The sequence below is a fragment of the Escherichia sp. S10b genome, from assembly GCF_028421345.1.
In the GTDB taxonomy this organism is placed as follows: Bacteria; Pseudomonadota; Gammaproteobacteria; order Enterobacterales; family Enterobacteriaceae; genus ECMA0423.
Map to the genome: position 1 here is coordinate 356,761 of NZ_JAHZSO010000169.1, position 23,000 is coordinate 379,760.

Genomic DNA, 23,000 nt, shown 5'->3' on the forward strand with positions numbered 1-23,000 from the left:
TAATGAAGGATTTTCACTAATGCGGATGAATATGTCTGACTTTGCCACTTTCTTTGCCGTGGCCCGTAATCAAAGCTTTCGTGCAGCGGGCGATGAATTAGGCTTATCCTCGTCCGCCATTAGCCATAGTATTAAAACACTGGAACAACGTCTTAAAATTCGCTTATTCAATCGGACAACCCGAAGCGTATCGTTAACGGAAGCGGGTTCTAATCTCTATGAACGATTGCGCCCAGCTTTCGACGAAATTCAGATCATGTTAGATGAGATGAATGATTTTCGTCTGACACCGACAGGAACGCTCAAAATCAATGCCGCCCGGGTAGCTGCACGTATATTTTTAATGCCTTTACTGGTTGGTTTCACACGTGAATATCCTGATATTAAAGTCGAGCTCACAACTGACGATTCTCTTGTCGATATCGTCCAACAGGGCTTTGACGCTGGCGTTCGACTTAGTGGCATCGTCGAAAAAGATATGATCAGCGTGGCGATCGGCCCACCAGTGAAATTATGTGTAGCAGCAACGCCAGAGTACTTTGCAAGATATGGCAAACCCCGCCATCCTCATGATCTGCTTAATTATCAATGTGTTGTTTTTCGTTATCCCAGCGGCAAACCTTTCCACTGGCAATTTGCAAAGGAGCTGGAAATTGCTGTCGCAGGAAATATCATTCTGGATGATGTTGATGCTGAACTGGAGGCCGTTTTGATGGGTGCTGGTATCGGGTATCTGCTCTATGAACAGATCAAGGAGTACCTTGATACTGGTCGTTTAGAATGTGTACTGGAAGACTGGAGCACAGAGCGTCCAGGCTTCCAGATCTATTATCCAAACCGCCAGTATATGTCCTGCGGCTTGCGCGCATTTCTCGATTATGTAAAAACGGGTCAGATCTGCCAGAGTCAGCGTCACCGACCACAATAATTATTTACTATTCGCTTTACGCGCCAGCAGCGGGAAAATCAGTCCTAATCCTACCAGCACAAACGGCGTTGCAACATTCAGCGCCAACTGGAAGGTCCACTCTGCAGTGAAGGCTTCCATTTTCGGGAAGATCCCCGTCAAACAGGCAAAGGCGGTAAAGGCAAAACACCAAATCCCGACGGTCATTGCCAGAGGCTTATTACGAATAAAGACATATTCTGGTTTATATTTCTGCGCCAGGCGAACGACTGCAATAAATGCAACAAATACCCATAAATAACGCAGCGGCATCACTACCGAGTTAAGATTCAACAGCCATTTATAGAGATTGTTCATATCACCGATGCCGAGAGTCGGCAGCATAATCAGAATTGCCACCAGCACCAGGGTCAGAAAATAGCCATTAACGGGCGTACCAGAAGCGTTGGTACGACATAAACTGGCTGGAATATATTTGCTGTCAGCATCACCTAATAGCACTTTAAGCGGGGCATCAATCGAGAATACCAGCGCAGCTACTTGTCCCAGGGTATTCGCAATGGCGTAAATCACCATTAAAGTATTACCCATGTTGTAATACTCGCCCAGCTTCTGAAAGGCGTAATATTGACCGTTAGTCATTAAGTCATCCGGGATATTACGCGAGTCAAACATCATCCCCATCGCCAGTGAGCCCAGAATGGCACAAACCGCAACCATCACCGCCAGGCATAGCATCCCTTTTGGAAATTCTTTTCCTGGGTTGCGCGTTTGATTAACGTAAGGAGAAATCTTCTCTGCTCCGCCAACCGCGAAAACCAGCATTGAAATAGTGGTAATGTAGGTAAAGTCGATATGAGGAATGAACGTTTCCCAGGTAATGTTTGTGGTCGCAATATGCACTTCAGTAATCGCAGGCGCGGTTACCGCCATCGCCACATACAGGAGCGACATAACAAACATCGCAATCCCTGCCACAGAACCGACGATTTTCAGCGATTTCATACCGCGTGAAGCAACCCACATAAAGAAGATAAACAGCACCAGCGTTAACCCCTGTAACGCTACGACTGAATATTCTTTGATTAGCGAACCGTCGCCTTTCATCGCCCAACCGAGCGCAATCAGAATTGCCTGGGGTTTTTGTGCCAGATAGGGAATATGCACCACCCAGTAGGTCCACGCGGCGAGATAAGCCAGTCCGGGTCCCATCGTGTGTTTAATCCAGGTACTGACCCCGCCCTTCCCATCTTTGAAGGTCGAGCCTAACTGACCAACAATTAGCGCATAAGGTGTGAAATAGAGTGCAAAGATAAACACCCATGAAAAAACAACCACCAGCCCCTGGTTGGCATAGTTATTAACAACGTTGCCAAAACCCCAGACAGTGATAAAAGACATCAGCGCAATGTTGTACCATCGCAACTGTTTTTCCTGAACATTCCCAGCCATAGACAAATCCTTCGCCAAAATTAAAGGGGCATCTGTAAAACGAGGGATTATGCGCGGCAAATAAGAAGTGCGGAAATAGCGAAATGCAAAATTATAACCTGCTGCACATTTTATTTTTAAACGAATAAAATTTGGAATAAAGCAAGTCAGATAGAAGAAACAAAAAAGCAGAGTGTGAAACAGTAAGTTCACACTCTGCTTGAATTCATTTACACGTGAGCAACGGGTTTCGGCGTATGACCGGCGTTGCGCAGCAGCATCAGCAAATAGATAAACGATACGCTGGCGATCATGATAAACAATAAATTATCGGAGAAATTCTGCATTAGCATAGCGGTAAATGACGGGCCAAGCAGACTTCCCACAGTATAACTCAACAGTAAGGCCTGGTTCATCGCCACCAGTTGATGATGTTCAACTTTCTCGCAAGCCCATGCCATCGCCACCGGATATAGCGTAAAGCCAGCGGCACCGAGGATGAATAACGCTGGGGCCATCGCCGCCTGGCTAAGCATCGCGATACTGCCGAGAATGACGACAAAGACCTGAACACGCAACACCAGCAGTCGACCAAACTTATCCGCCAGACGTCCAATCGGCCATTGTCCAAGGATACCCGCACTGACCAGTACCGCCATCCAGAAACCAATGCTGGCATTGCTCACCCCTTTGTGATTGAGGTACAGCGGCATCAGGCCATATAGAGATCCCAGAACGATTCCTGAGATAATGCAGCCATTCACGCCAAGCCGCGCCTGACGGAGTTTTAGCATTGACGTAATTGACGTCGAATCATGGTTTTCAGCCTGCTGATTCAGCACACGCGTAAACAACAGCGGTAAGATCCCTGCCAACGTCAAACCTGTAACCCACGGCAATACGGACATCAGCTCGGTTGAAACTTTGCTGACCAGTAACTGGCCTAAAAACGTTCCCACGTAATAAACCATCATATACGCAGCAAGCAAACGCCCACGGTTACGTGACGTCCCACTGCACATCAGCGCGCTCTCAACAACCACCCAAATCATGGCACAGCCGACGCCCGCGACAAAACGCCAAGCCAACCAGCTCCAGAATCCAATCATCAGGCCAAGGCCGGCACAGCCAGCGGCAAAAATGAAGGAGGCCAGATAATAGCTGCGGTTAAAGCCAATGCGCTTAATGACATACCCTGTCAGCAATGTACCGACAAGGTTGCCGGTAAAATAGGATGAGCTGACAACGCCTACCTGCCATGTGGACATGTGTTCCTGGGCGAGCCAAAGCGGCACGAGTGTATTTAACACCGCGATCGCCAGAGTCAACAAAAGCAGGCCAGACAGCAAAAGCATGACAGGCCGGGTATACGTGGACATGAATTAAAACCGTGAGGAAGTTCAAATTTCATGCGCATCATGCCACCGCCAAAAACATTGTCAATGGGTGAAAATACGCGCATATCGCAGCGGCGGTATTATCGATTTATATTACTCATTCATAACGCTAATGCTGAAGAGACGATTAATCTCATCTGATTGTTTTTATTGATCTAACACAAATTTCATACGCTTCGTTCAGTCGAAAAATTTCATGGTCACAGCAAACTCATATTTCCCGTCTATGCTTTCAGAGCAATGCATCGCGTCTGACCGATTTCAGACGTACCACTGACTCTCGAAAGGAGAAGAGGATGACCAAACCGTATGTTCGTCTTGATAAAAATGATGCTGCCGTTTTGCTTGTTGATCACCAGGCTGGTTTACTTTCCCTTGTACGGGATATCGAACCCGATAAGTTTAAAAATAACGTGCTGGCGCTGGGTGACCTGGCTAAGTATTTCAACTTACCAACTATTCTTACCACCAGTTTTGAAACCGGTCCTAACGGTCCATTAGTTCCAGAACTGAAAGCACAATTCCCCGATGCACCTTACATTGCTCGCCCGGGAAATATTAACGCCTGGGATAACGAAGATTTTGTAAAAGCAGTCAAAGCGACAGGTAAAAAACAGTTAATTATTGCCGGTGTGGTAACCGAAGTTTGCGTGGCATTCCCGGCGCTTTCAGCCATTGAAGAAGGGTTTGACGTCTTTGTCGTGACTGACGCGTCAGGGACCTTTAATGAAATTACCCGGCATTCGGCATGGGATCGCATGTCGCAAGCAGGTGCGCAATTGATGACATGGTTCGGCGTGGCGTGCGAGCTGCACCGTGACTGGCGTAATGATATTGAAGGACTGGCGACGTTGTTCTCTAACCATATTCCTGATTATCGTAATTTGATGACCAGTTATGACACGTTAACGAAGCAGAAATAAAAGAGAACCGGGGCCGAAACCCCGGTTGTTACTGATTAGCTTGCGACGGCCATCCCCACGGTCATATGCAAACCATAGAATACGCCGCGACCGATTAATTCCCCTGCCAGAAGCAGAATGAATGAGACGGATAGTAGCGGAACCGCAGGCTGATAACCTTTTAGCTGTGGTGCAATCCACAAGCACAGGGCAACGGCCAAAAGCACGATCCGCCAGGACATCAGCGCACCATAGTCCGGCACCAGCGCTGCGGCCTGCTGCACAGAACTATGAATAGTTGCCAGCTCTGTGCCCTGCATCACTGACATCACACCACTCACCACCAGTGCCAGTACAGAAATGGCTGGCAGCAGACGCATCGCCCAGCCATCGACGCCAGCCAGACTCAGCAACAGGTAACCCAGTAACGGGCCGCCCATGAACATCGTCAGGAAGAAGCCCATCGGCGTCAAGATGCTGTACCAGGTCGGAACGGTATCAATGCTGTTATACACACGCACCATCATCCAGACAAAGACGACGCCAAGAACCATCGTCACCACCAGCCATAGCGTACGCAATGCCGGTGACAGCTTTTTCAGCATTGCCAGCAACCAGCCGATGCCGCCTACAGCAAAAAAGATCGAACCGCTGGCGATTTCGTTACTGAGTGCTGAAGCCCCTACCCGGTTGAGCGAGTTAAAGGCGCGCATCGGTGAACCAAGATGGAGCATAGAGGCGATAAAGCCAATGCCCATCAGCACCCATAAGCCAAACATGCAGGCGATAACACGCTGCTGGGCTTCTGCTCGCAGGTCGCCTTTGAGCAGCGCCAAAGCCAGAACGATAAAACCACCCGCTACACATTGCCCGAAGACCGTGAAGATCATCAGCGGCCATTCATGCCATCCACTTCCCATCTCACACCTCCTTCGGGTTTGCCAGGTAGCCAGTGGTATCCCCGGTCGGGCGGCTGTTGGCATTGGGTTTGATCACAATATTCGGTTTGGTAAAGTGAGCTCGCGGCAACGGCGCAACGGCCGCCAGATCGCCATGTTTTTTACGCAGCTCGTCGATAGGACCGAAATCCAGCGCCCGCAGCGGGCAAGATTCAACACAGATCGGCTTTTTACCCTCCGCAACACGGTCATAACAACCATCGCATTTGGTCATATGGCCTTTCGTTTCGTTATATTGCGGTGCGCCATACGGGCAAGCCATATGACAGTAGCGGCAGCCAATGCATACATCTTCATCGACCACAACAAAACCATCTTCGCGTTTATGCATCGCACCGCTCGGGCAGACTTTAGTACAAGCCGGATCTTCGCAGTGGTTACATGAAATCGACAGATAGTAGGCAAACACGTTCTGGTGCCAGACACCGTTATCTTCCTGCCAGTCGCCGCCAGCATATTCATAAATGCGGCGGAAGCTGACTTCTGGCGTCAAATCTTTGTAGTCTTTACAGGCCAGCTCGCAGGTTTTGCAACCGGTGCAACGGCTGGAATCAATAAAAAATCCATACTGGGTTGTCATCGGTTACTCCTTACACCTTTTCAACCTGAACAAGGTTTGTATGTGACGGATTCCCCTTAGCGAGAGGAGACGGACGTTGAGTGGTCAGTACGTTGATACAACCGCCCTTATCGACACGTTTTGTATCCGGGTCATACCAGGCACCTTCACCCAGTGCGACCACACCCGGCATCATTCGTGGCGTCACTTTCGCCTCAATATGAACCTCACCACGATCGTTAAAGATCCTGACTTTATCGCCGTTGTTGATACCGCGTTTTTGCGCATCAAGCGGGTTGATCCACATTTCCTGACGGCAAGCTGCTTTCAGCACATCAACGTTGCCGTAAGTTGAGTGAACGCGAGATTTATAGTGGAAACCCGTAAGCTGCAGCGGATACTGTTTGTTCAGCGGATCCTGATAACTTTCAAAGCCCGGCGTGTAGATCGGCAGTGGATCGATCACATCGCCTTCTGGCAATTCCCAGGTAGCGGCAATGTCAGCCAGCGCCTGCGAATAAATCTCAATTTTGCCCGATGGCGTAGTCAGTGGGTTTGCCTGCGGATCTTCACGGAAGGCTTTATAAGCAACGTGATGCCCTTGTGGGTCGCGCTTTTTAAAGATCCCCTGCTTGCGGAACTCTTCAAACGTTGGCAGTTCAGGAATCGCTTCCCGCGACTGGGCATACAGATGCCGCATCCACTCTTCCTGGGTACGGCCTTCAGTAAACTGTTGCTCAACGCCAAGACGTTTTGCCAGTTCGCTGGTCATTTCATAGATGGTCTTACATTCAAAGCGCGGTTTAATCACCTGATCGTTGAAAATCACGTAAGACATATTCCCGCAGGATGCATCCAGTGCAAAGTCCATCTGTTCGGAAGCGGTGCAGTCAGGCAGCAGGATGTCAGCATATTTCGCCGATGAGGTCATGTGGCAGTCGATAACCACAATCAGCTCGCACTTCTTATCATCCTGAAGGATTTCATGGGTACGGTTGATTTCAGAATGCTGGTTAATCAGGCAGTTACCGGCATAGTTCCAGATCATTTTGATCGGCACATCCAGCTTATCTTTCCCGCGTACACCATCACGCAGCGCCGTCATTTCCGGGCCACGTTCAATGGCATCGGTCCACATAAACATCGAAATGCTGGTCTGGATCGGGTTTTCCAAGGTCGGCATACGGACAAACGGTAAGCTGTATGAACCTTCACGCGCGCCGCTGTTGCCTCCGTTAATACCAACGTTACCGGTCAGAATCGCCAGCATCGAGATAGCACGGGTTGCGATTTCACCGTTAGCGTGACGCTGCGGGCCCCATCCCTGGCTGATAAACGCCGGTTTGGTACTGCCGATTTCACGAGCCAGTTTGATGATTTTGTCTGCCGGAACACCGGTGATTTGTGAGGCCCATTCCGGTGTTTTAGCCACGCCATCTGGCCCTTCACCCAGAATATAAGCTTTATAGTGGCCATTTTTCGGCGCACTGGCTGGCAGGGTTTTCTCATCGTAGCCAACGCAATATTTATCGAGGAATGCCTGATCCACCAGGTTTTCAGTGATCATGACGTACGCCAGACCGTTAACCAGTGCGGCATCTGTTCCCGGACGAATAGGGATCCACTCATCTTCGCGCCCGGCACCGGTGTCGGTATAGCGCGGATCAATGATGATCATGCGGGCATTAGATTTCTGGCGTGCCTGTTCAAGATAGTAAGTCACCCCACCGCCACTCATTCGCGTTTCGCCAGGGTTATTACCAAACAGCACTACCAGCTTACTGTTTTCGATATCCGACGGGCTGTTACCATCTGCCCAGCCGCCGTAGGTATAGTTCAAACCTTCCGCAATTTGCGCGGAGGAGTAGTCGCCGTAATGGTTCAGATAGCCGCCGCAGCAGTTCATCAGCCGCGCGACCAGGGTATTTCCCGGCGGCCAGGAGCGGGTCATGGTGCCGCCCAGCGTACCGGTGCCATAGTTCAGATAGATAGACTCGTTGCCGTACTCTTTGATCAGGCGCTGCATATTGGTCGCGATGATGTCGTAGGCTTCTTCCCAGCTAATGCGCTCGAATTTGCCTTCACCGCGCGCCCCGACTCGTTTCATCGGATATTTCAGGCGGTCCGGATTGTAGACACGGCGACGCATGGAACGCCCACGCAGGCAGGCGCGAACCTGGTGCAGGCCGTCGTAATTGTCATCGCCGGTATTGTCCGTTTCGACATATTTGATTTCACCGTCCACGACGTGCATACGTAGCGGGCAGCGACTACCACAGTTAACTGTACAGGCGCTCCAGATAACCTTTTCGTCTGATTTTGTTGGAATGGCGCTATCGACAGCGTGCGCAATCCGACTAAAAGGTAATGTTAATGCGCTGCTGGCCATTGCCAGGCCGCCGATCGCTGTCGTTTTTACCAAACCACGGCGACTCACCTCAGCAGCCAATACCGCATCAGGGATTTTCGTTTTCATAATGGCTCACTCAAGCTTGCTCACGATTGATTCCAGTAACAAACCGTATTGTGTAATTATTTCTATAGCAGCTCGCTATATAGGCTTGTATACATCGAATAATTTGAAAATCAAAGAGATAGGTAGATTTTCACTCGAAAGTAGTATTACGTGTAAGTGAGGAGTAATTATTGTTCGGTATCAAAGGGAGACAAAAAAAGCGCCCGCAGGCGCTTTTTAGATTCAGAAAAATTGGGTATTAGCCAATATATTCCAGTCCGTTCATATACGGACGCAGAACTTCTGGTACTTCAATACGACCATCAGCCTGCTGATAGTTTTCCATTACTGCAACCAGCGTACGACCAACAGCCAGTCCAGAACCGTTCAGGGTATGAACCAGACGGGTTTTCTTGTCCGACTTGCTGCGGCAACGAGCCTGCATACGACGCGCCTGGAAATCCCAAACGTTGGAGCAGGAAGAGATCTCGCGGTAGGTGTTCTGTGCCGGGATCCATACTTCCAGGTCGTAAGTTTTGCAAGCGCCAAAGCCCATGTCGCCGGTACAAAGGATGATTTTACGGTACGGTAGGCCCAGCAGTTGCAGGACTTTTTCTGCATGACCAGTCATCTCTTCCAGCGCCGCCATTGAGTCTTCCGGGCGCACGATCTGCACCATTTCAACTTTGTCGAACTGGTGCATACGGATCAGACCACGGGTGTCACGACCATATGAACCGGCTTCAGAACGGAAGCATGGGGTGTGGGCGGTCATCTTAATTGGCAGATCATCTTCATCAATGATTTCACCGCGTACCAGGTTGGTCAGCGGAACTTCTGCCGTTGGGATCAGCGCATAGTTACTGGTGTCTGCTTCTTCTTCCAGCGGACGAGTATGGAACAGATCGCCAGCAAATTTCGGCAGCTGACCCGTACCGTACAGCGTGTCCTGGTTAACCAGGTACGGAACATAGTTCTCACTGTAGCCATGCTGTTCGGTATGCAGATCCAGCATAAACTGCGACAGTGCGCGGTGCATGCGAGCAATCTGCCCTTTCATCACCACAAAGCGCGAACCTGTCAGCTTAACTGCGGCTGCAAAGTCGAGGCCAGAGTGCATTTCACCCAGCGTCACGTGGTCACGAACTTCAAAGTCAAACTCACGCGGGGTGCCCCAGCGGCTGACTTCAACGTTGTCATTTTCGTCTTTACCTACCGGCACTTCATCTGCAGGCAAGTTAGGGATGGTTAGCGCGATATCGCGAATTTCAGCCTGTAAAGCATCCAGCTCGGCTTTTGCTGCATCCAGCTCTTCGCCCAGTTTGTTCACTTCCAGACGTAAAGGCTCGATATCTTCCCCGCGCGCTTTCGCCTGGCCAATGGATTTCGATCGGGAGTTACGCTCCGCTTGCAGGTTTTCCGTTTTGACCTGCAATACTTTACGACGCTCTTCAAGAGCGCCCAGCTTATCTACATCCAGCTTAAAGCCCCGGCGTGCCAGTTTTTCAGCGACTGCGTCTGGCTCATTACGCAGCAGATTGGGATCGAGCATGCTTATCCTGTGCTTATCGAATTAAATGGGAGATGTGGCCACAGCCTGCGACCACAGGGATACAGTAACAACATTACCGCAACGATAACATTAACGGTAGCGTTTTATGGGGCTATTTTGATCCTGTTCAGCCAGCCAGGCGAGCTTTTCGCCAATCTTGCCTTCAAGGCCCCTGTTTGTCGGGAAATAATAGCGTGTTTGTGCTATTTCCGGCGGGAAGTAAACCTCACCGGCAGCATAAGCGTTTGCTTCATCATGAGCGTAACGATATTCCTGCCCGTAGCCCATTTCCTTCATTAATTTCGTCGGCGCATTACGCAAATGAACCGGCACGTCATAATCCGGACGTTCGCGAGCATCCGCCAGCGCGGCTTTAAACGCAGTGTAGACAGCGTTGCTTTTTGGCGCGCAGGCCAGGTAAACAATCGCCTGAGCAATGGCGCGTTCACCTTCCGCCGGGCCAACGCGAGTAAAGCAATCCCAGGCCGCAATTGCCACCTGCATCGCTCGTGGATCAGCATTACCCACATCTTCAGACGCTATCGCCAGACAGCGACGCGCGACATATAACGGATCGCCACCGGCGGTAATAATTCGCGCATACCAGTACAGCGCCGCATCGGGTGCGCTACCACGTACCGACTTATGCAGTGCGGAAATCAGATCGTAAAAGCGATCGCCTTTGTTATCAAAGCGGGCGCTTCGCTCACCGGCGATTTCGGTCAATAATTCAGGCTTCAGGACCCGCTTACCGCTATCATTGACTTCGGCCATATCCGCCATCATTTCCAGCGTATTTAACGCCCGGCGCGCGTCGCCATTCACCAGTTCAGCAATGGCGCGTCGTGTTTCATCTGGCAGAACAATATCCTGACCACCATAGCCACGCGTTTTGTCTTCCATCGCCTGAGTTAGTACTTGCTCAATATCCTCTGTACTCAGGGATTTCAACAGATAGACACGGGCACGGGAAAGCAGTGCCGAATTAAGCTCAAACGACGGGTTTTCAGTGGTTGCGCCAATAAAAGTGATGGTGCCGTCTTCAATATGTGGCAGAAATGCATCCTGCTGGCTTTTGTTGAAACGGTGAACTTCGTCAACAAAAAGAATAGTGCGGCGACCTGCATTGCGGTTTTGCCGGGCGCGCTCGATCGCCTCGCGAATTTCTTTCACGCCAGAGGTGACGGCAGAAATACGTTCCACATCAGCGTTCGCATAGCGGGCAATCACTTCAGCGAGGGTTGTTTTGCCGGTACCCGGTGGCCCCCAGAGGATCATAGAATGTAAATGCCCGGCTTCGATAGCGCGCGGCAACGGCTTCCCCGCAGCCAGCAAATGTTGCTGGCCGATATACTGTGCTAAATTTTCTGGCCGCATACGCGCGGCCAGAGGTTGAAAAGTATTATCCGAAAAATCGAGCGACAGATTGCTCACTCAGGTGCCTCTACTTACGTTGATCATCTACCGTGACGCCTTGCGGCGGGGTGAAGGTAAATTTCGCTGCATCCACAGCCCCATTTTGCTGGGATTTCAGTTGATAACTGCTGCGCTGATCGTCCTGCTCCACCGCGCTAAACTGATGGATTGTGCCATCACGTCCCACGTTAATGGTGAACTGCTTCAGATTGCCATTGCTGGCTTTCGGCGTCAGGACAAAGTCATCGCCATTCTGTTTGATATTGTACTGCTGCCAGTCGCTGGACTGGTTGCGGGCAATCAGCATAAACGGCGTATTACCGGTGGCATCTTTCAGCCAGGTTGCCGTAGCTTGCTCAACGAACGGGTTATAGAACCACAGTGTTTTACCGTCAGAAACCAGAATGCTTTCATCAGGTTGTGTCATATGCCAGTTGAATAAGTTTGGACGTTTCACCCACAGATCGCCCTGACCTTCCTGCACCGCCGCGCCGCTACCGTCAGTCACTTTTTGTGTGAAGCTGGCGTGGAAGCTGCTGACTTTATCCAGGCGGCTTTTCAGATCGCTTGCGGCATCAGCCCAAACGCTGCTTGCTACTAAGCTTGAGAGTAATGCACAGGTGATGGCAATTTTTTTCATCATTATTCCTCAAATTACGTCACTCCCGATCGGGAGTTCCCTCTACTCTCTATTCCAGGCTAATAATCAGCTTGAGGAAAGAAGAAAATACTGAATTTTCAGTTGATAGAGTGCCGGATGCGACGCTACCGCGCCTTATCCGGCAATGCATTAATTAGTCAAACGGCGGTGGGGCCAGCACTTCACGATTACCGTTGTGCCCCTGTTCGCTGACAATCCCCTGCGCTTCCATCTGTTCGATAATACGCGCTGCACGGTTATAACCAATGCGGAACTGACGCTGTACGCCAGAAATTGACGCTTTGCGTTTTTCAGTGACAAACTGCACCGCCTGATCGAACAACGGATCCAGTTCTTCAGCGCCATCGAAACCGCCCGCGCCACCTTCGCTTTCACTGTCGGAAGTGATGCCATCAACATACTGTGGGCGACCACGCGCTTTCCAGTCCTGCACCACGGCATGAACTTCCTGATCGCGAACAAAAGCACCATGGACACGTACCGGCAACGTGGAGTTCGGCCCAGAGTAGAGCATATCCCCCATCCCCAGCAGTGATTCCGCGCCAGCCTGATCAAGAATGGTACGTGAGTCAATCTTACTGGATACGGTAAAGGCGATACGGGTCGGAATATTCGCTTTAATCAGACCAGTAATAACATCAACCGATGGACGCTGAGTTGCCAGTACGAGATGGATACCCGCGGCACGGGCTTTTTGCGCCAGACGTGCTATCAGCTCTTCCACTTTTTTACCTACCGTCATCATCAGGTCGGCAAATTCGTCAACCAACACCACAATGTATGGTTCTTTTTTCAGCACCGGATGCTGGGCATCCATACTGTCACCCGGCTTCCAGTACGGGTCTGGAATCGGACGCATCATGCGATCGGCTTCAGCAATTTTTTCGTTATAACCCGCCAGATTACGCACACCCAGCGCAGACATCAGTTTATAACGACGCTCCATCTCGTTAACACACCAGCGCAGCGCGTTGGCGGCATCTTTCATATCAGTAACGACTTCCGTTAACAGATGCGGAATGCCTTCATAAACCGAAAGCTCCAGCATTTTCGGGTCGATCATGATGAAACGCACATCTTCTGGCTGTGCTTTATAAAGCATGCTCAGGATCATCGCGTTCACACCGACAGATTTACCGGAACCGGTAGTCCCCGCAACCAACAAGTGCGGCATTTTCGCCAGATCGGCAACCACCGGCTCACCGGCGATATCTTTACCCAGCACCACGGTTAATGGCGACGGATTATCGCGGAATTTGGCGTTATCCAAAACTTCGCGCAGATAAACGGTTTGTCGTTTTTTATTTGGTAACTCCAGACCTACATAGGGTTTGCCAGGAATAACTTCAACGACACGCACCGCCACCGTCGAAAGTGAACGGGCAAGGTCCCGTGACAAGTTAGAAATGCGCGCCGCTTTTACGCCAGGAGCCAGGTTAAGTTCAAAGCGAGTGATAACCGGCCCCGGAGAGTAATTGACGACATCGGCTTTAATACGGAAATCAGCCAGACGCGCTTCCACCAGGCGAGCCATTTGTTCAAGCGCAAAGGTATCTACCGGCTCCACTTCGCTCGGCGGCGGTGTCAGCAAATCCAGAGAAGGCAGCGGCGTCGTCGGTTTATGCAACGGACGGCTGTCGCCATTACGCATCAACAGCGGATGAAGCAGGGTATCCTGCGGTTGTGGCGCAACTGGCTGTTGTGGCTGCTGATACTGCTGCTGCGGCGCAACCGGTTGTTGCGGCTGCTGATACTGCGGCTGCGGCGCAACCGGTTGTTGCGGCTGCTGATACTGCGGCTGTGGCGCAACCGGTTGTTGCGGCTGCTGATATTGTGGCTGCGGCGCAACCTGCTGTTGTGGCTGCTGATACTGCGGCCGCGGCGCAACCGGCTGTTGCGGCTGCTGATATTGCTGCTGTGGCGCAACCGGCTGTTGCGGCTGCTGTACAGGTTCAACAATTGGCGTAAACAACGGTTCGTGTGGACCATCATCCAGCAACGCTTTCATTGGCGAAAATTCAAAATCATCCAGCGAGAACGGATTCGCCCCAGCCGGTTGTTCGCCGGAATAACGTTGTTGTTGAGTTTGCGCAAACTGACGAGCCAGTTCAGCCTCTGCCGCAGCATCTGCATCTTCTGCGTTTACGGGCACATCATGTTGATACTGTTCGCCATAGCGTTGCTGCTGTGTCTGGGCGAACTGACGTGCCAGTTCATCCTGCTGCATCGCATCGATTTCATCATCGTTATACTGATCGCCAGAATCATACTGATTGCGCTGGGCTTCACGGGCTTTCTCTTCCGCCGCACGCTGTGAGGGCAGCTTAATACCGTAAGACGCCAGTTCACGACGAGTTGGCACGCGGATACGTTTCGGTCGTGGCAACTGCGGGCCAATCCCCTCTTTGACTTGCGGACGCGGTCCACCGCTATTTGCCAGACTGAAGACTGGCGCGGCAACGGTTGCGGCAGCCCCCGTCGCCAGTGTCGCTTTTTTCACGCCAGATGCCAGCGGAGAAACAGCGGCAGCGGCTTCTACTGGAGGTACTGCTGCAACAGAAGGCGCTTTCAACGAAGATTTGATCGGTTCTGGTTCTTTAACCGGTTCTGGAATCGGTTGATACCAGGCCGCAAGTTGTTCACGTTCACGGGCTCGCTTCTCTTCCACTTCTTCAAAATAGTAAAGCGGCGGACGCGCGGGTTTTGTCTCTTCTACAACGGGTTCAGGCTCCACAACAGGCTGCTGTTCAACGGATTGTGGCTGTTGGTACAACGGCTCCTGAGCGGCTGGTTGCTGATAAGTTTGCTCAGTCTGGTATGTAGACTGTGGAGCAAAAGTGGATTGCTGCTCTTCGGCTTGCCAGGCGTTACCTGCCACCGGTTGTTCTGGCGCAGGGGCGTAATACGGTTGCTGAACAGGTTGTTCCGCCGCAGGAGCGTAGTAAGGTTGTTGCGCAGGTTGTTCAGCTGCAGGTGCATAATACGGCTGCTGCGGCTGTACTGGTTGTTGCAGCGGCTCATTATATTGCACTGCAGGCTGCGCATATTGTGACTGCTGTGGGTAACCTTCCGGTGCAGGAGCAATAACCGGCTCTCCCGTTTGTGGACCCGGTACAGGCTGCCAGGCTACTGTAGGTTGCGAAGGTGGAACATCAACAGAAGCAACAGGCGGCATCTGAGTCACAGGTTCAACCGGCGCAGCCCAGCTTTGTGTCGCCGTGGTAGCAGCAGCTGCTACAGCAACAGGTTCGGTAATTGGCGCACCGTTTAATAATGGATCGTATTCGTCATATTCTGGCTGCGTTGCACGATTGCCCGAAAATAGGACGTCGTCCGGGTCGGCAGCCACACCGCGTGCAGTGTAGATAATCTCTTCTTCATCATCCATCCGCTTACCGGAGAACAACGCAGCGTCTGTTTGCCGCCCCATCGGATTAATGAATTTTTCCGCCAACCGTTTACGACGCGCTAGCGCGCCGCGAAGAATACGGGCACGGCGTGATTCATGCTGTTTGCCGTGGTTTTCATCTTCATACTCTTCGTCATCTTCATATTCATCTTCATCGACCCAGGTATCATCGCGACGGGTACGATTACTAGCGAAGGTGAGAATGTTTAAAATCCAGCCGCCGAGTTTTTCAGCAATGGTCACCCATGACCAACCGGTGAACAGCGTCAGGCCCGCAGCCCAAACGCAGAGCAGCGCAATAGTTCCCCCGCTACTGTGTAGCAGTGGTTGTAGCGTAGTGCTTAGTAAGCTGCCAATGACGCCACCGGAGGCAAAATACCAGATATCGTCAGCGTTGATTGCCGCCAGACCACAGGAGGTAAGGATGAGCGCCAAAACGCCAATGATGCGTAGCGAAACGGCAAAATAATCAATGTATTCGTCACTGGACTGATGACGCCAGGCAAACCAACAACCGCCGACAATAATGACGGGAATGGTGTAAGCCATCACGCCAAAAATAAAGAACAGCGTATCTGCCAGCCACGCACCGGGCATCCCACCTAAATTATGGATAGGTTCATGCCAGGCCGTTTGCGACCAGCTGGGGTCCGAAGGGTTAAAGCTTAGTAAGGCAGCCATCAACCAGACGGCAAACAGGACAATAAGGATCAGCAACGCTTCCAGAAGGCGACGGCCGCTACTTAACTTTGTCAATGTGACTTCTTTGTCTTCAGTGTATTCCTGGCTCAAGAAAGGCTCTCCAGGTTACAGGCTTTTCCTGCCCGATGCTAAAACGGACAACAGTACCAGGTTCCCCCAGTACTGTTGCTGTATGGATTAACAGGAGTGTAATCAAAATACGCCGATTTTGCACCTGTTCCGTGTTAGCGCGTCTTAATAACCAGACGATTACTCTGCTTGACTTCTTCCATAACAACGTATGTCCGTGTGTCATTGACGCCAGGCAGACGCAGCAGGGTTTCCCCCAGCAACTTACGGTAAGCTGACATATCCGGCACGCGTGTTTTCAACAGGTAGTCGAAATCACCAGATACTAAATGACACTCCTGAATTTCTTCAAGTTTTTGTACAGCGGTATTGAATTGTTCAAACACATCCGGTGCGCCACGATTCAGAGTAATCTCAACGAATACCAGAAGTGATGCATCCAGATAATGGGGGTTAAGCAGCGCCGTATAGCCCTGAATAAACCCTTGTCTTTCCAGCCGACGCACACGCTCAAGGCACGGCGTTGGGGAAAGTCCCACACGTTTAGAAAGCTCGACGTTAGAAATACGCCCATCCTTTTGCAACTCATTAAGAATGTTACGATCGATACGGTCGAGATCTTTGCCAGGGCGCTTCTTGCTATCTACCATTATTATTGTCTCTCTGTATTCCTTCCCTACTCCTGTCTGACCCTGAAACATCACTGTTCAGAGTCGCTACCCGTCACGATAGACCGAAATCATGAAGATTCACGGCGCGCAATGCCTGGGTCTACGGTGAGAAGACCGTTGCCTTGTGGCAGCTATCGACATCACGAATGGCGTCTGTCCACGCCATACGTAGATTTCACTAGCACGGTAAACATGGTATTTACATGCATGGTTATGCGCATATAAGAATACTGTTTTTTTTCTTCCTCGAATGTTTTCGCAAAACACCAGGGGATTGTCAAAGCAAAACATCGATTTTTAGTACAACATGCCAGATATTCATTAACAGGGGCGTTTATTCATCATTTAATCGGCTTATAAAGCGGGAAATTTAAGTAGCAGAGGTGATAATGACGGGAGAATTTGACCTGCTTATCGATGCTGCCGATTGCACAAATTGTTAACAAAATCGTCATACTCTTTTTTTACGTCTGTAAATTCCCTACAATCCTGCCCATTGTCTGCCAACAACTATGGGGATCTCATGGGCACGACCAAACACAGTAAACTGCTTATCCTGGGTTCAGGCCCGGCGGGATACACCGCTGCTGTCTACGCGGCGCGCGCCAACCTGCAACCTGTGCTGATTACCGGCATGGAAAAAGGCGGCCAACTGACCACCACCACGGAAGTGGAAAACTGGCCTGGCGATCCAAACGATCTGACCGGTCCGTTATTAATGGAGCGCATGCACGAACATGCCACCAAGTTTGAAACTGAGATCATTTTTGATCATATCAACAAGGTGGATCTGCAAAACCGTCCGTTCCGTCTGAATGGCGATAACGGCGAATACACTTGCGACGCGCTGATTATTGCCACCGGAGCTTCTGCACGCTATCTCGGCCTGCCCTCTGAAGAAGCCTTTAAAGGCCGTGGGGTTTCTGCTTGTGCAACCTGCGACGGTTTCTTCTATCGCAACCAGAAAGTTGCGGTCATCGGCGGCGGCAATACCGCGGTTGAAGAGGCGCTGTATCTGTCTAACATCGCTTCGGAAGTGCATCTGATTCACCGCCGTGACGGTTTCCGCGCGGAAAAAATCCTTATTAAGCGTCTGATGGATAAAGTGGAGAACGGCAACATCATTCTGCACACCAACCGTACGCTGGAAGAAGTGACCGGCGATCAAATGGGTGTCACTGGCGTTCGTCTGCGCGATACGCAAAACAGCGATAACATCGAGTCACTCGACGTTGCCGGTCTGTTTGTTGCTATCGGTCACAGCCCGAATACTGCCATTTTCGAAGGGCAGCTGGAACTGGAAAACGGCTACATCAAAGTGCAGTCGGGTATTCATGGTAATGCCACCCAGACCAGCATTCCTGGCGTCTTTGCCGCGGGTGACGTGATGGATCATATTTATCGTCAGGCCATTACTTCGGCCGGTACAGGCTGCATGGCAGCACTTGATGCGGAACGCTACCTCGATGGTTTAGCTGACGCAAAATAATTTTACAAATCAGTAACAAAAGTAAAGAAGGCGACACCATGCGACTATGGGTCGCCTTTATTTTTTCCCCGTTGTAACATTGCTCTGCAAATAATTCTGATAACTCACCTGCTAAGCGTGCAATGAATAAATCCCGTCAAAAAGAGTTAACCCGCTGGTTAAAACAGCAAAGCGTCATCTCCCAACGTTGGCTGAATATTTCTCGTCTGCTGGGCTTTGTAAGCGGCATATTGATCATTGCCCAGGCCTGGTTCATGGCGCGAATTCTGCAACATATGATTATGGAGAATATTCCCCGTGAAGCCCTGCTGCTTCCCTTTACGTTACTGGTTCTGACCTTTGTACTGCGCGCATGGGTGGTCTGGTTACGCGAACGGGTGGGTTATCACGCCGGGCAGCATATCCGCTTTGCCATCCGCCGTCAGGTTCTCGACCGTCTGCAACAAGCAGGGCCAGCGTGGATTCAGGGTAAACCTGCGGGGAGCTGGGCGACGTTGGTACTCGAGCAAATTGACGATATGCATGATTACTATGCACGCTACCTGCCGCAAATGGCGCTGGCAGTGTCGGTGCCGTTGCTGATTGTGGTGGCGATCTTCCCCTCTAACTGGGCTGCGGCGCTCATTCTGCTGGGCACAGCACCGTTAATTCCGTTGTTTATGGCGCTGGTTGGGATGGGGGCTGCCGATGCTAACCGGCGTAACTTTCTCGCTCTTGCTCGCTTAAGTGGGCATTTCCTCGATCGCCTGCGCGGCATGGAAACATTGCGTATTTTTGGTCGTGGTGAAGCTGAAATTGAAAGTATTCGTTCTGCTTCGGAAGATTTCCGCCAACGGACAATGGAAGTGCTACGGCTGGCGTTTTTATCCTCCGGCATTCTCGAATTTTTTACCTCGCTGTCAATTGCTCTGGTGGCGGTCTACTTTGGTTTTTCCTATCTCGGCGAGCTGGATTTTGGTCACTACGATACCGGTGTGACGCTGGCTGCGGGTTTTCTGGCCCTGATCCTTGCGCCAGAGTTTTTCCAGCCATTGCGCGATCTCGGTACGTTTTATCATGCTAAAGCCCAGGCTGTTGGTGCAGCTGACAGTCTGAAAACGTTTATGGAAACCCCGCTCGCCCATCCGCAGCGCGGTGAGGCGGAATTAGCATCGACCGATCCGGTGACCATTGAGGCCGAGGATCTGTTTATCACGTCGCCGGAAGGTAAAACGCTGGCCGGACCGCTGAACTTTACTTTGCCAGCAGGCCAACGTGCAGTGTTGGTTGGTCGCAGCGGTTCAGGTAAAAGCTCACTGCTGAACGCGCTTTCTGGTTTTCTTTCATATCAGGGATCATTACGAATCAACGGGATAGAATTACGCGATTTATCACCAGAATCATGGCGTAAACATCTCTCCTGGGTTGGGCAAAACCCACAATTACCGGCAGCAACATTGCGGGATAACGTACTACTGGCGCGACCTGATGCCAGCGAACAAGAATTACAAGCAGCGCTGGATAACGCCTGGGTCAGCGAGTTTCTACCGCTCCTGCCACAAGGCGTTGATACGCCTGTTGGCGACCAGGCTGCCCGCCTTTCCGTGGGGCAGGCGCAGCGCGTGGCGGTGGCCCGTGCGTTACTAAATCCCTGTTCGCTATTACTGTTGGATGAACCCGCTGCCAGCCTTGATGCTCACAGTGAACAGCGCGTAATGGAGGCGCTGAATGCCGCCTCTCTGCGCCAGACAACGTTAATGGTCACCCACCAGTTAGAAGATCTTGCTGACTGGGATGTCATTTGGGTTATGCAGGATGGCCGGATTATTGAGCAAGGACGTTACGCGGAATTAAGTGTGGCTGGCGGCCCATTCGCCACATTACTGGCCCATCGTCAGGAGGAGATTTAAATGCGCGCTTTGCTACCCTATCTGGCACTGTATAAACGTCATAAATGGATGTTAAGTCTTGGTATTGTGCTGGCAATTGTGACGCTGCTCGCCAGTATCGGTCTGTTGACACTTTCCGGCTGGTTCCTCTCGGCCTCAGCGGTTGCGGGGGTTGCCGGACTGTACAGCTTCAACTATATGCTACCCGCTGCGGGCGTGCGTGGTGCCGCAATCACCCGTACTGCCGGGCGTTATTTTGAACGTCTGGTAAGTCACGACGCGACTTTCCGCGTGTTGCAGCATCTGCGCATTTACACCTTCAGCAAATTGTTGCCCCTCTCCCCTGCCGGACTGGCGCGCTATCGTCAGGGCGAATTGCTCAACCGCGTGGTGGCGGATGTTGATACGCTCGATCATCTTTACCTGCGCGTTATCTCGCCGCTGGTGGGCGCTTTTGTGGTGATTATGGTGGTGACAATCGGGTTAAGTTTCCTTGATTTCACCCTCGCCTTTACGCTGGGCGGCATTATGTTACTGACGCTTTTCCTGATGCCACCGCTGTTTTATCGTGCGGGAAAAAGCACCGGGCAAAATCTGACTCATCTTCGCGGACAGTATCGCCAACAACTGACGGCCTGGCTGCAAGGGCAAGCTGAGCTGACCATTTTTGGTGCCAGCGATCGTTATCGCACGCAATTAGAGAATACAGAAATTCAATGGCTGGAAGCGCAACGCCGTCAATCTGAACTGACCGCATTGTCGCAAGCGATAATGCTGCTCATTGGCGCGTTAGCGGTGATCCTGATGCTGTGGATGGCGTCTGGCGGCGTTGGCGGCAATGCTCAACCCGGCGCGTTAATTGCCCTGTTTGTCTTCTGCGCGTTAGCCGCGTTTGAAGCACTGGCACCAGTAACGGGTGCATTTCAGCATCTGGGGCAAGTCATTGCCTCTGCCGTTCGGATCACTGACTTAACGGATCAAAAACCGGAAGTCACCTTCCCTGATACCCAAACTCATGTTGCCAATCGCGTTTCGCTGACGTTACGGGATGTTCAGTTCACTTATCCGGAGCAATCCCAACAGGCACTTAAAGGGATTTCTCTTCAGGTAAACGCCGGGGAACATATAGCGATTCTCGGGCGAACCGGATGCGGCAAATCAACACTGTTACAACTGCTGACCCGCGCTTGGGACCCGCAACAGGGAGAGATTTTGCTTAACGATAGCCCCATAGCCAGCCTGAATGAAGCGGCTCTACGACAGACCATCAGCGTTGTTCCTCAGCGAGTGCATCTGTTTAGCGCCACGCTGCGTGATAATCTGTTACTCGCCTCGCCTGGCAGTAGTGATGAGGCTCTGGCGGAGAGCTTGCGTCGCGTTGGTCTGGAGAAGCTGCTCGAGGATGCAGGTCTCAACAGTTGGTTAGGTGAAGGCGGACGCCAGCTCTCCGGTGGTGAACTGCGCCGTCTGGCTATCGCCCGTGCGCTGTTACATGATGCGCCACTGGTGTTGCTGGATGAACCTACCGAAGGCTTAGATGCCACAACCGAAAGCCAGATCCTTGAATTGCTTGCAGAAATGATGCGTGAGAAAACGGTGTTAATGGTCACCCATCGACTTCGCGGACTCTCTCGTTTCCAACAAATAATAGTGATGGACAACGGGCAAATTATTGAGCAAGGTACTCACGCAGAGCTGCTTGCCAGACAGGGGCGTTATTACCAGTTCAAGCAGGGTTTGTAAGCTATTATTGAACGATCCGACTTGCGTGGAGTTTTGCGGTCATGCGCCTGGTTCAGCTTTCTCGCCATTCAATAGCCTTCCCTTCCCCGGAAGGCGCATTACGTGAGCCTAACGGCCTGCTGGCACTTGGGGGCGATCTTAGCCCTGCGCGCCTGTTAATGGCTTACCAGCGTGGTATTTTTCCGTGGTTTTCTCCAGGCGACCCCATCCTCTGGTGGTCGCCCGATCCCCGCGCGGTGCTATGGCCAGAATCACTGCATATCAGCCGTAGTATGAAGCGATTTCATAAACGCTCGCCCTATCGTGTCACGATGAATTACGCTTTTGGTCAGGTCATTGAAGGCTGTGCCAGCGATCGCGAAGAAGGAACCTGGATCACGCGTGGCGTGGTCGAAGCCTACCATCGCCTTCACGAACTCGGCCATGCCCACTCCATTGAAGTCTGGCGTGAAGATGAGCTTGTCGGCGGTATGTACGGCGTGGCCCAGGGAACGCTATTTTGTGGCGAGTCCATGTTCAGCCGGATGGAAAATGCGTCTAAAACGGCGCTTCTGGTATTCTGTGAGGAATTTATCGGTCATGGCGGTAAGCTTATCGACTGCCAGGTCCTTAACGATCACACAGCATCGCTTGGTGCCTGCGAAATTCCCCGCCGGGATTACCTTAATTATCTCAATCAAATGCGCCTCGGACGATTGCCGAATAATTTCTGGGTACCACGATGCTTGTTTTCACCACAAGAATGAATGTTTTCGGCACATTTCTCCCCAGAGTGTTATAATTGCGGTCGCAGAGTTGGTTACGCTCATT

At 51.4% G+C, this 23,000-nt stretch carries 16 protein-coding genes; 6 read left to right on the forward strand and 10 right to left on the reverse strand.

Translation table 11 applies throughout. The features are described 5' to 3' along the window. Positions 1 to 19: 19 nt before the first annotated feature. The gene (locus FTE26_RS19825) at positions 20 to 928 is read left to right on the forward strand and encodes a LysR family transcriptional regulator (protein ID WP_001242680.1); all 909 of its coding nucleotides are present in this window, start codon (positions 20 to 22) and stop codon (positions 926 to 928) included. Here the strand turns inward: FTE26_RS19825 and FTE26_RS19830 are convergent, their stop codons facing one another. Then, a complete protein-coding gene (locus FTE26_RS19830) occupies positions 929 to 2,359 on the reverse strand; it encodes an APC family permease (protein WP_000918506.1) in 1,431 nt (476 codons plus the stop codon). It abuts the gene before it with no gap. 209 nt (positions 2,360 to 2,568) lie between these two features. After that, on the reverse strand, positions 2,569 to 3,717 hold the full coding sequence (locus FTE26_RS19835) for an MFS transporter (protein ID WP_000109295.1): 1,149 nt from the start codon (positions 3,715 to 3,717) through the stop codon (positions 2,569 to 2,571). A gap of 314 nt (positions 3,718 to 4,031) precedes the next feature. On the opposite strand from FTE26_RS19835, the gene ycaC reads away from it, so the two are divergent. Then, the gene (gene ycaC / locus FTE26_RS19840) at positions 4,032 to 4,658 is read left to right on the forward strand and encodes an isochorismate family cysteine hydrolase YcaC (protein ID WP_000165876.1); all 627 of its coding nucleotides are present in this window, start codon (positions 4,032 to 4,034) and stop codon (positions 4,656 to 4,658) included. A 35-nt stretch (positions 4,659 to 4,693) separates the two neighbouring features. On the opposite strand, the gene dmsC is transcribed toward ycaC, so the two are convergent. The 8 genes from dmsC to lrp form a co-directional block, all read right to left on the reverse strand. Continuing rightward, positions 4,694 to 5,557, reverse strand: a complete 864-nt coding sequence (gene dmsC, locus FTE26_RS19845; protein ID WP_000534646.1) for a dimethyl sulfoxide reductase anchor subunit DmsC — start codon at positions 5,555 to 5,557, stop codon at positions 4,694 to 4,696. A 1-nt stretch (position 5,558) separates the two neighbouring features. Beyond that, positions 5,559 to 6,176 (reverse strand): dimethylsulfoxide reductase iron-sulfur subunit DmsB, encoded by a 618-nt coding sequence (gene dmsB, locus FTE26_RS19850; RefSeq protein WP_000213098.1) that lies wholly within the window; start codon positions 6,174 to 6,176, stop codon positions 5,559 to 5,561. Between the two features lie 10 nt (positions 6,177 to 6,186). Beyond that, a complete protein-coding gene (dmsA, locus tag FTE26_RS19855; protein ID WP_000850306.1) occupies positions 6,187 to 8,631 on the reverse strand; it encodes a dimethylsulfoxide reductase subunit A in 2,445 nt (814 codons plus the stop codon). A gap of 238 nt (positions 8,632 to 8,869) precedes the next feature. Beyond that, positions 8,870 to 10,162 (reverse strand): serine--tRNA ligase, encoded by a 1,293-nt coding sequence (serS, locus tag FTE26_RS19860; RefSeq protein ID WP_000886683.1) that lies wholly within the window; start codon positions 10,160 to 10,162, stop codon positions 8,870 to 8,872. Positions 10,163 to 10,252: 90 nt separating this feature from the next. Continuing rightward, the gene (gene rarA, locus FTE26_RS19865) at positions 10,253 to 11,596 is read right to left on the reverse strand and encodes a replication-associated recombination protein RarA (RefSeq protein WP_000067767.1); all 1,344 of its coding nucleotides are present in this window, start codon (positions 11,594 to 11,596) and stop codon (positions 10,253 to 10,255) included. 10 nt (positions 11,597 to 11,606) lie between these two features. Then, positions 11,607 to 12,218 (reverse strand): outer membrane lipoprotein chaperone LolA, encoded by a 612-nt coding sequence (lolA, locus tag FTE26_RS19870; protein ID WP_001295343.1) that lies wholly within the window; start codon positions 12,216 to 12,218, stop codon positions 11,607 to 11,609. Between the two features lie 154 nt (positions 12,219 to 12,372). Further along, on the reverse strand, positions 12,373 to 16,440 hold the full coding sequence (gene ftsK, locus FTE26_RS19875) for a DNA translocase FtsK (protein WP_000077086.1): 4,068 nt from the start codon (positions 16,438 to 16,440) through the stop codon (positions 12,373 to 12,375). Positions 16,441 to 16,574: 134 nt separating this feature from the next. Further along, positions 16,575 to 17,069, reverse strand: coding sequence for a leucine-responsive transcriptional regulator Lrp (lrp, locus tag FTE26_RS19880; protein ID WP_000228473.1), 495 nt, complete (start codon positions 17,067 to 17,069; stop codon positions 16,575 to 16,577). Positions 17,070 to 17,613: 544 nt separating this feature from the next. Here lrp and trxB point away from each other — a divergent pair. The 4 genes from trxB to aat all read left to right on the forward strand — a co-directional run bounded on the left by trxB (position 17,614) and on the right by aat (position 22,936). Then, entirely contained in the window at positions 17,614 to 18,579 is a 966-nt protein-coding gene (trxB, locus tag FTE26_RS19885; RefSeq protein ID WP_000537418.1) for a thioredoxin-disulfide reductase, read from the forward strand. A gap of 122 nt (positions 18,580 to 18,701) precedes the next feature. Then, a complete protein-coding gene (gene cydD, locus FTE26_RS19890) occupies positions 18,702 to 20,468 on the forward strand; it encodes a heme ABC transporter permease/ATP-binding protein CydD (protein ID WP_001043587.1) in 1,767 nt (588 codons plus the stop codon). Beyond that, complete coding sequence (gene cydC, locus FTE26_RS19895; RefSeq protein ID WP_001202179.1) at positions 20,469 to 22,190, forward strand: heme ABC transporter ATP-binding protein/permease CydC; 1,722 nt, start codon at positions 20,469 to 20,471, stop codon at positions 22,188 to 22,190. Positions 22,191 to 22,231: 41 nt separating this feature from the next. Further along, positions 22,232 to 22,936 carry a leucyl/phenylalanyl-tRNA--protein transferase gene (gene aat / locus FTE26_RS19900; RefSeq protein WP_001241678.1) on the forward strand — a complete coding sequence of 235 codons (705 nt, stop codon included), beginning with the start codon at positions 22,232 to 22,234 and terminating at the stop codon, positions 22,934 to 22,936. Positions 22,937 to 23,000: the final 64 nt, after the last annotated feature.

Excerpts from the sequence above, each read along its gene's own strand:
- aat (WP_001241678.1), top strand. The coding sequence starts at position 22,232 with ATGCGCCTGGTTCAGCTTTCTCGCCATTCAATAGCCTTCCCTTCCCCG.
- ycaC (WP_000165876.1), top strand. The coding sequence starts at position 4,032 with ATGACCAAACCGTATGTTCGTCTTGATAAAAATGATGCTGCCGTTTTG.
- serS (WP_000886683.1), bottom strand. The coding sequence starts at position 10,162 with ATGCTCGATCCCAATCTGCTGCGTAATGAGCCAGACGCAGTCGCTGAA.
- cydD (WP_001043587.1), top strand. The coding sequence starts at position 18,702 with ATGAATAAATCCCGTCAAAAAGAGTTAACCCGCTGGTTAAAACAGCAA.
- dmsA (WP_000850306.1), bottom strand. The coding sequence starts at position 8,631 with ATGAAAACGAAAATCCCTGATGCGGTATTGGCTGCTGAGGTGAGTCGC.
- FTE26_RS19835 (WP_000109295.1), bottom strand. The coding sequence starts at position 3,717 with ATGTCCACGTATACCCGGCCTGTCATGCTTTTGCTGTCTGGCCTGCTT.
- trxB (WP_000537418.1), top strand. The coding sequence starts at position 17,614 with ATGGGCACGACCAAACACAGTAAACTGCTTATCCTGGGTTCAGGCCCG.
- FTE26_RS19825 (WP_001242680.1), top strand. The coding sequence starts at position 20 with ATGCGGATGAATATGTCTGACTTTGCCACTTTCTTTGCCGTGGCCCGT.
- dmsB (WP_000213098.1), bottom strand. The coding sequence starts at position 6,176 with ATGACAACCCAGTATGGATTTTTTATTGATTCCAGCCGTTGCACCGGT.
- dmsC (WP_000534646.1), bottom strand. The coding sequence starts at position 5,557 with ATGGGAAGTGGATGGCATGAATGGCCGCTGATGATCTTCACGGTCTTC.
- cydC (WP_001202179.1), top strand. The coding sequence starts at position 20,469 with ATGCGCGCTTTGCTACCCTATCTGGCACTGTATAAACGTCATAAATGG.
- FTE26_RS19830 (WP_000918506.1), bottom strand. The coding sequence starts at position 2,359 with ATGGCTGGGAATGTTCAGGAAAAACAGTTGCGATGGTACAACATTGCG.
- lrp (WP_000228473.1), bottom strand. The coding sequence starts at position 17,069 with ATGGTAGATAGCAAGAAGCGCCCTGGCAAAGATCTCGACCGTATCGAT.
- lolA (WP_001295343.1), bottom strand. The coding sequence starts at position 12,218 with ATGAAAAAAATTGCCATCACCTGTGCATTACTCTCAAGCTTAGTAGCA.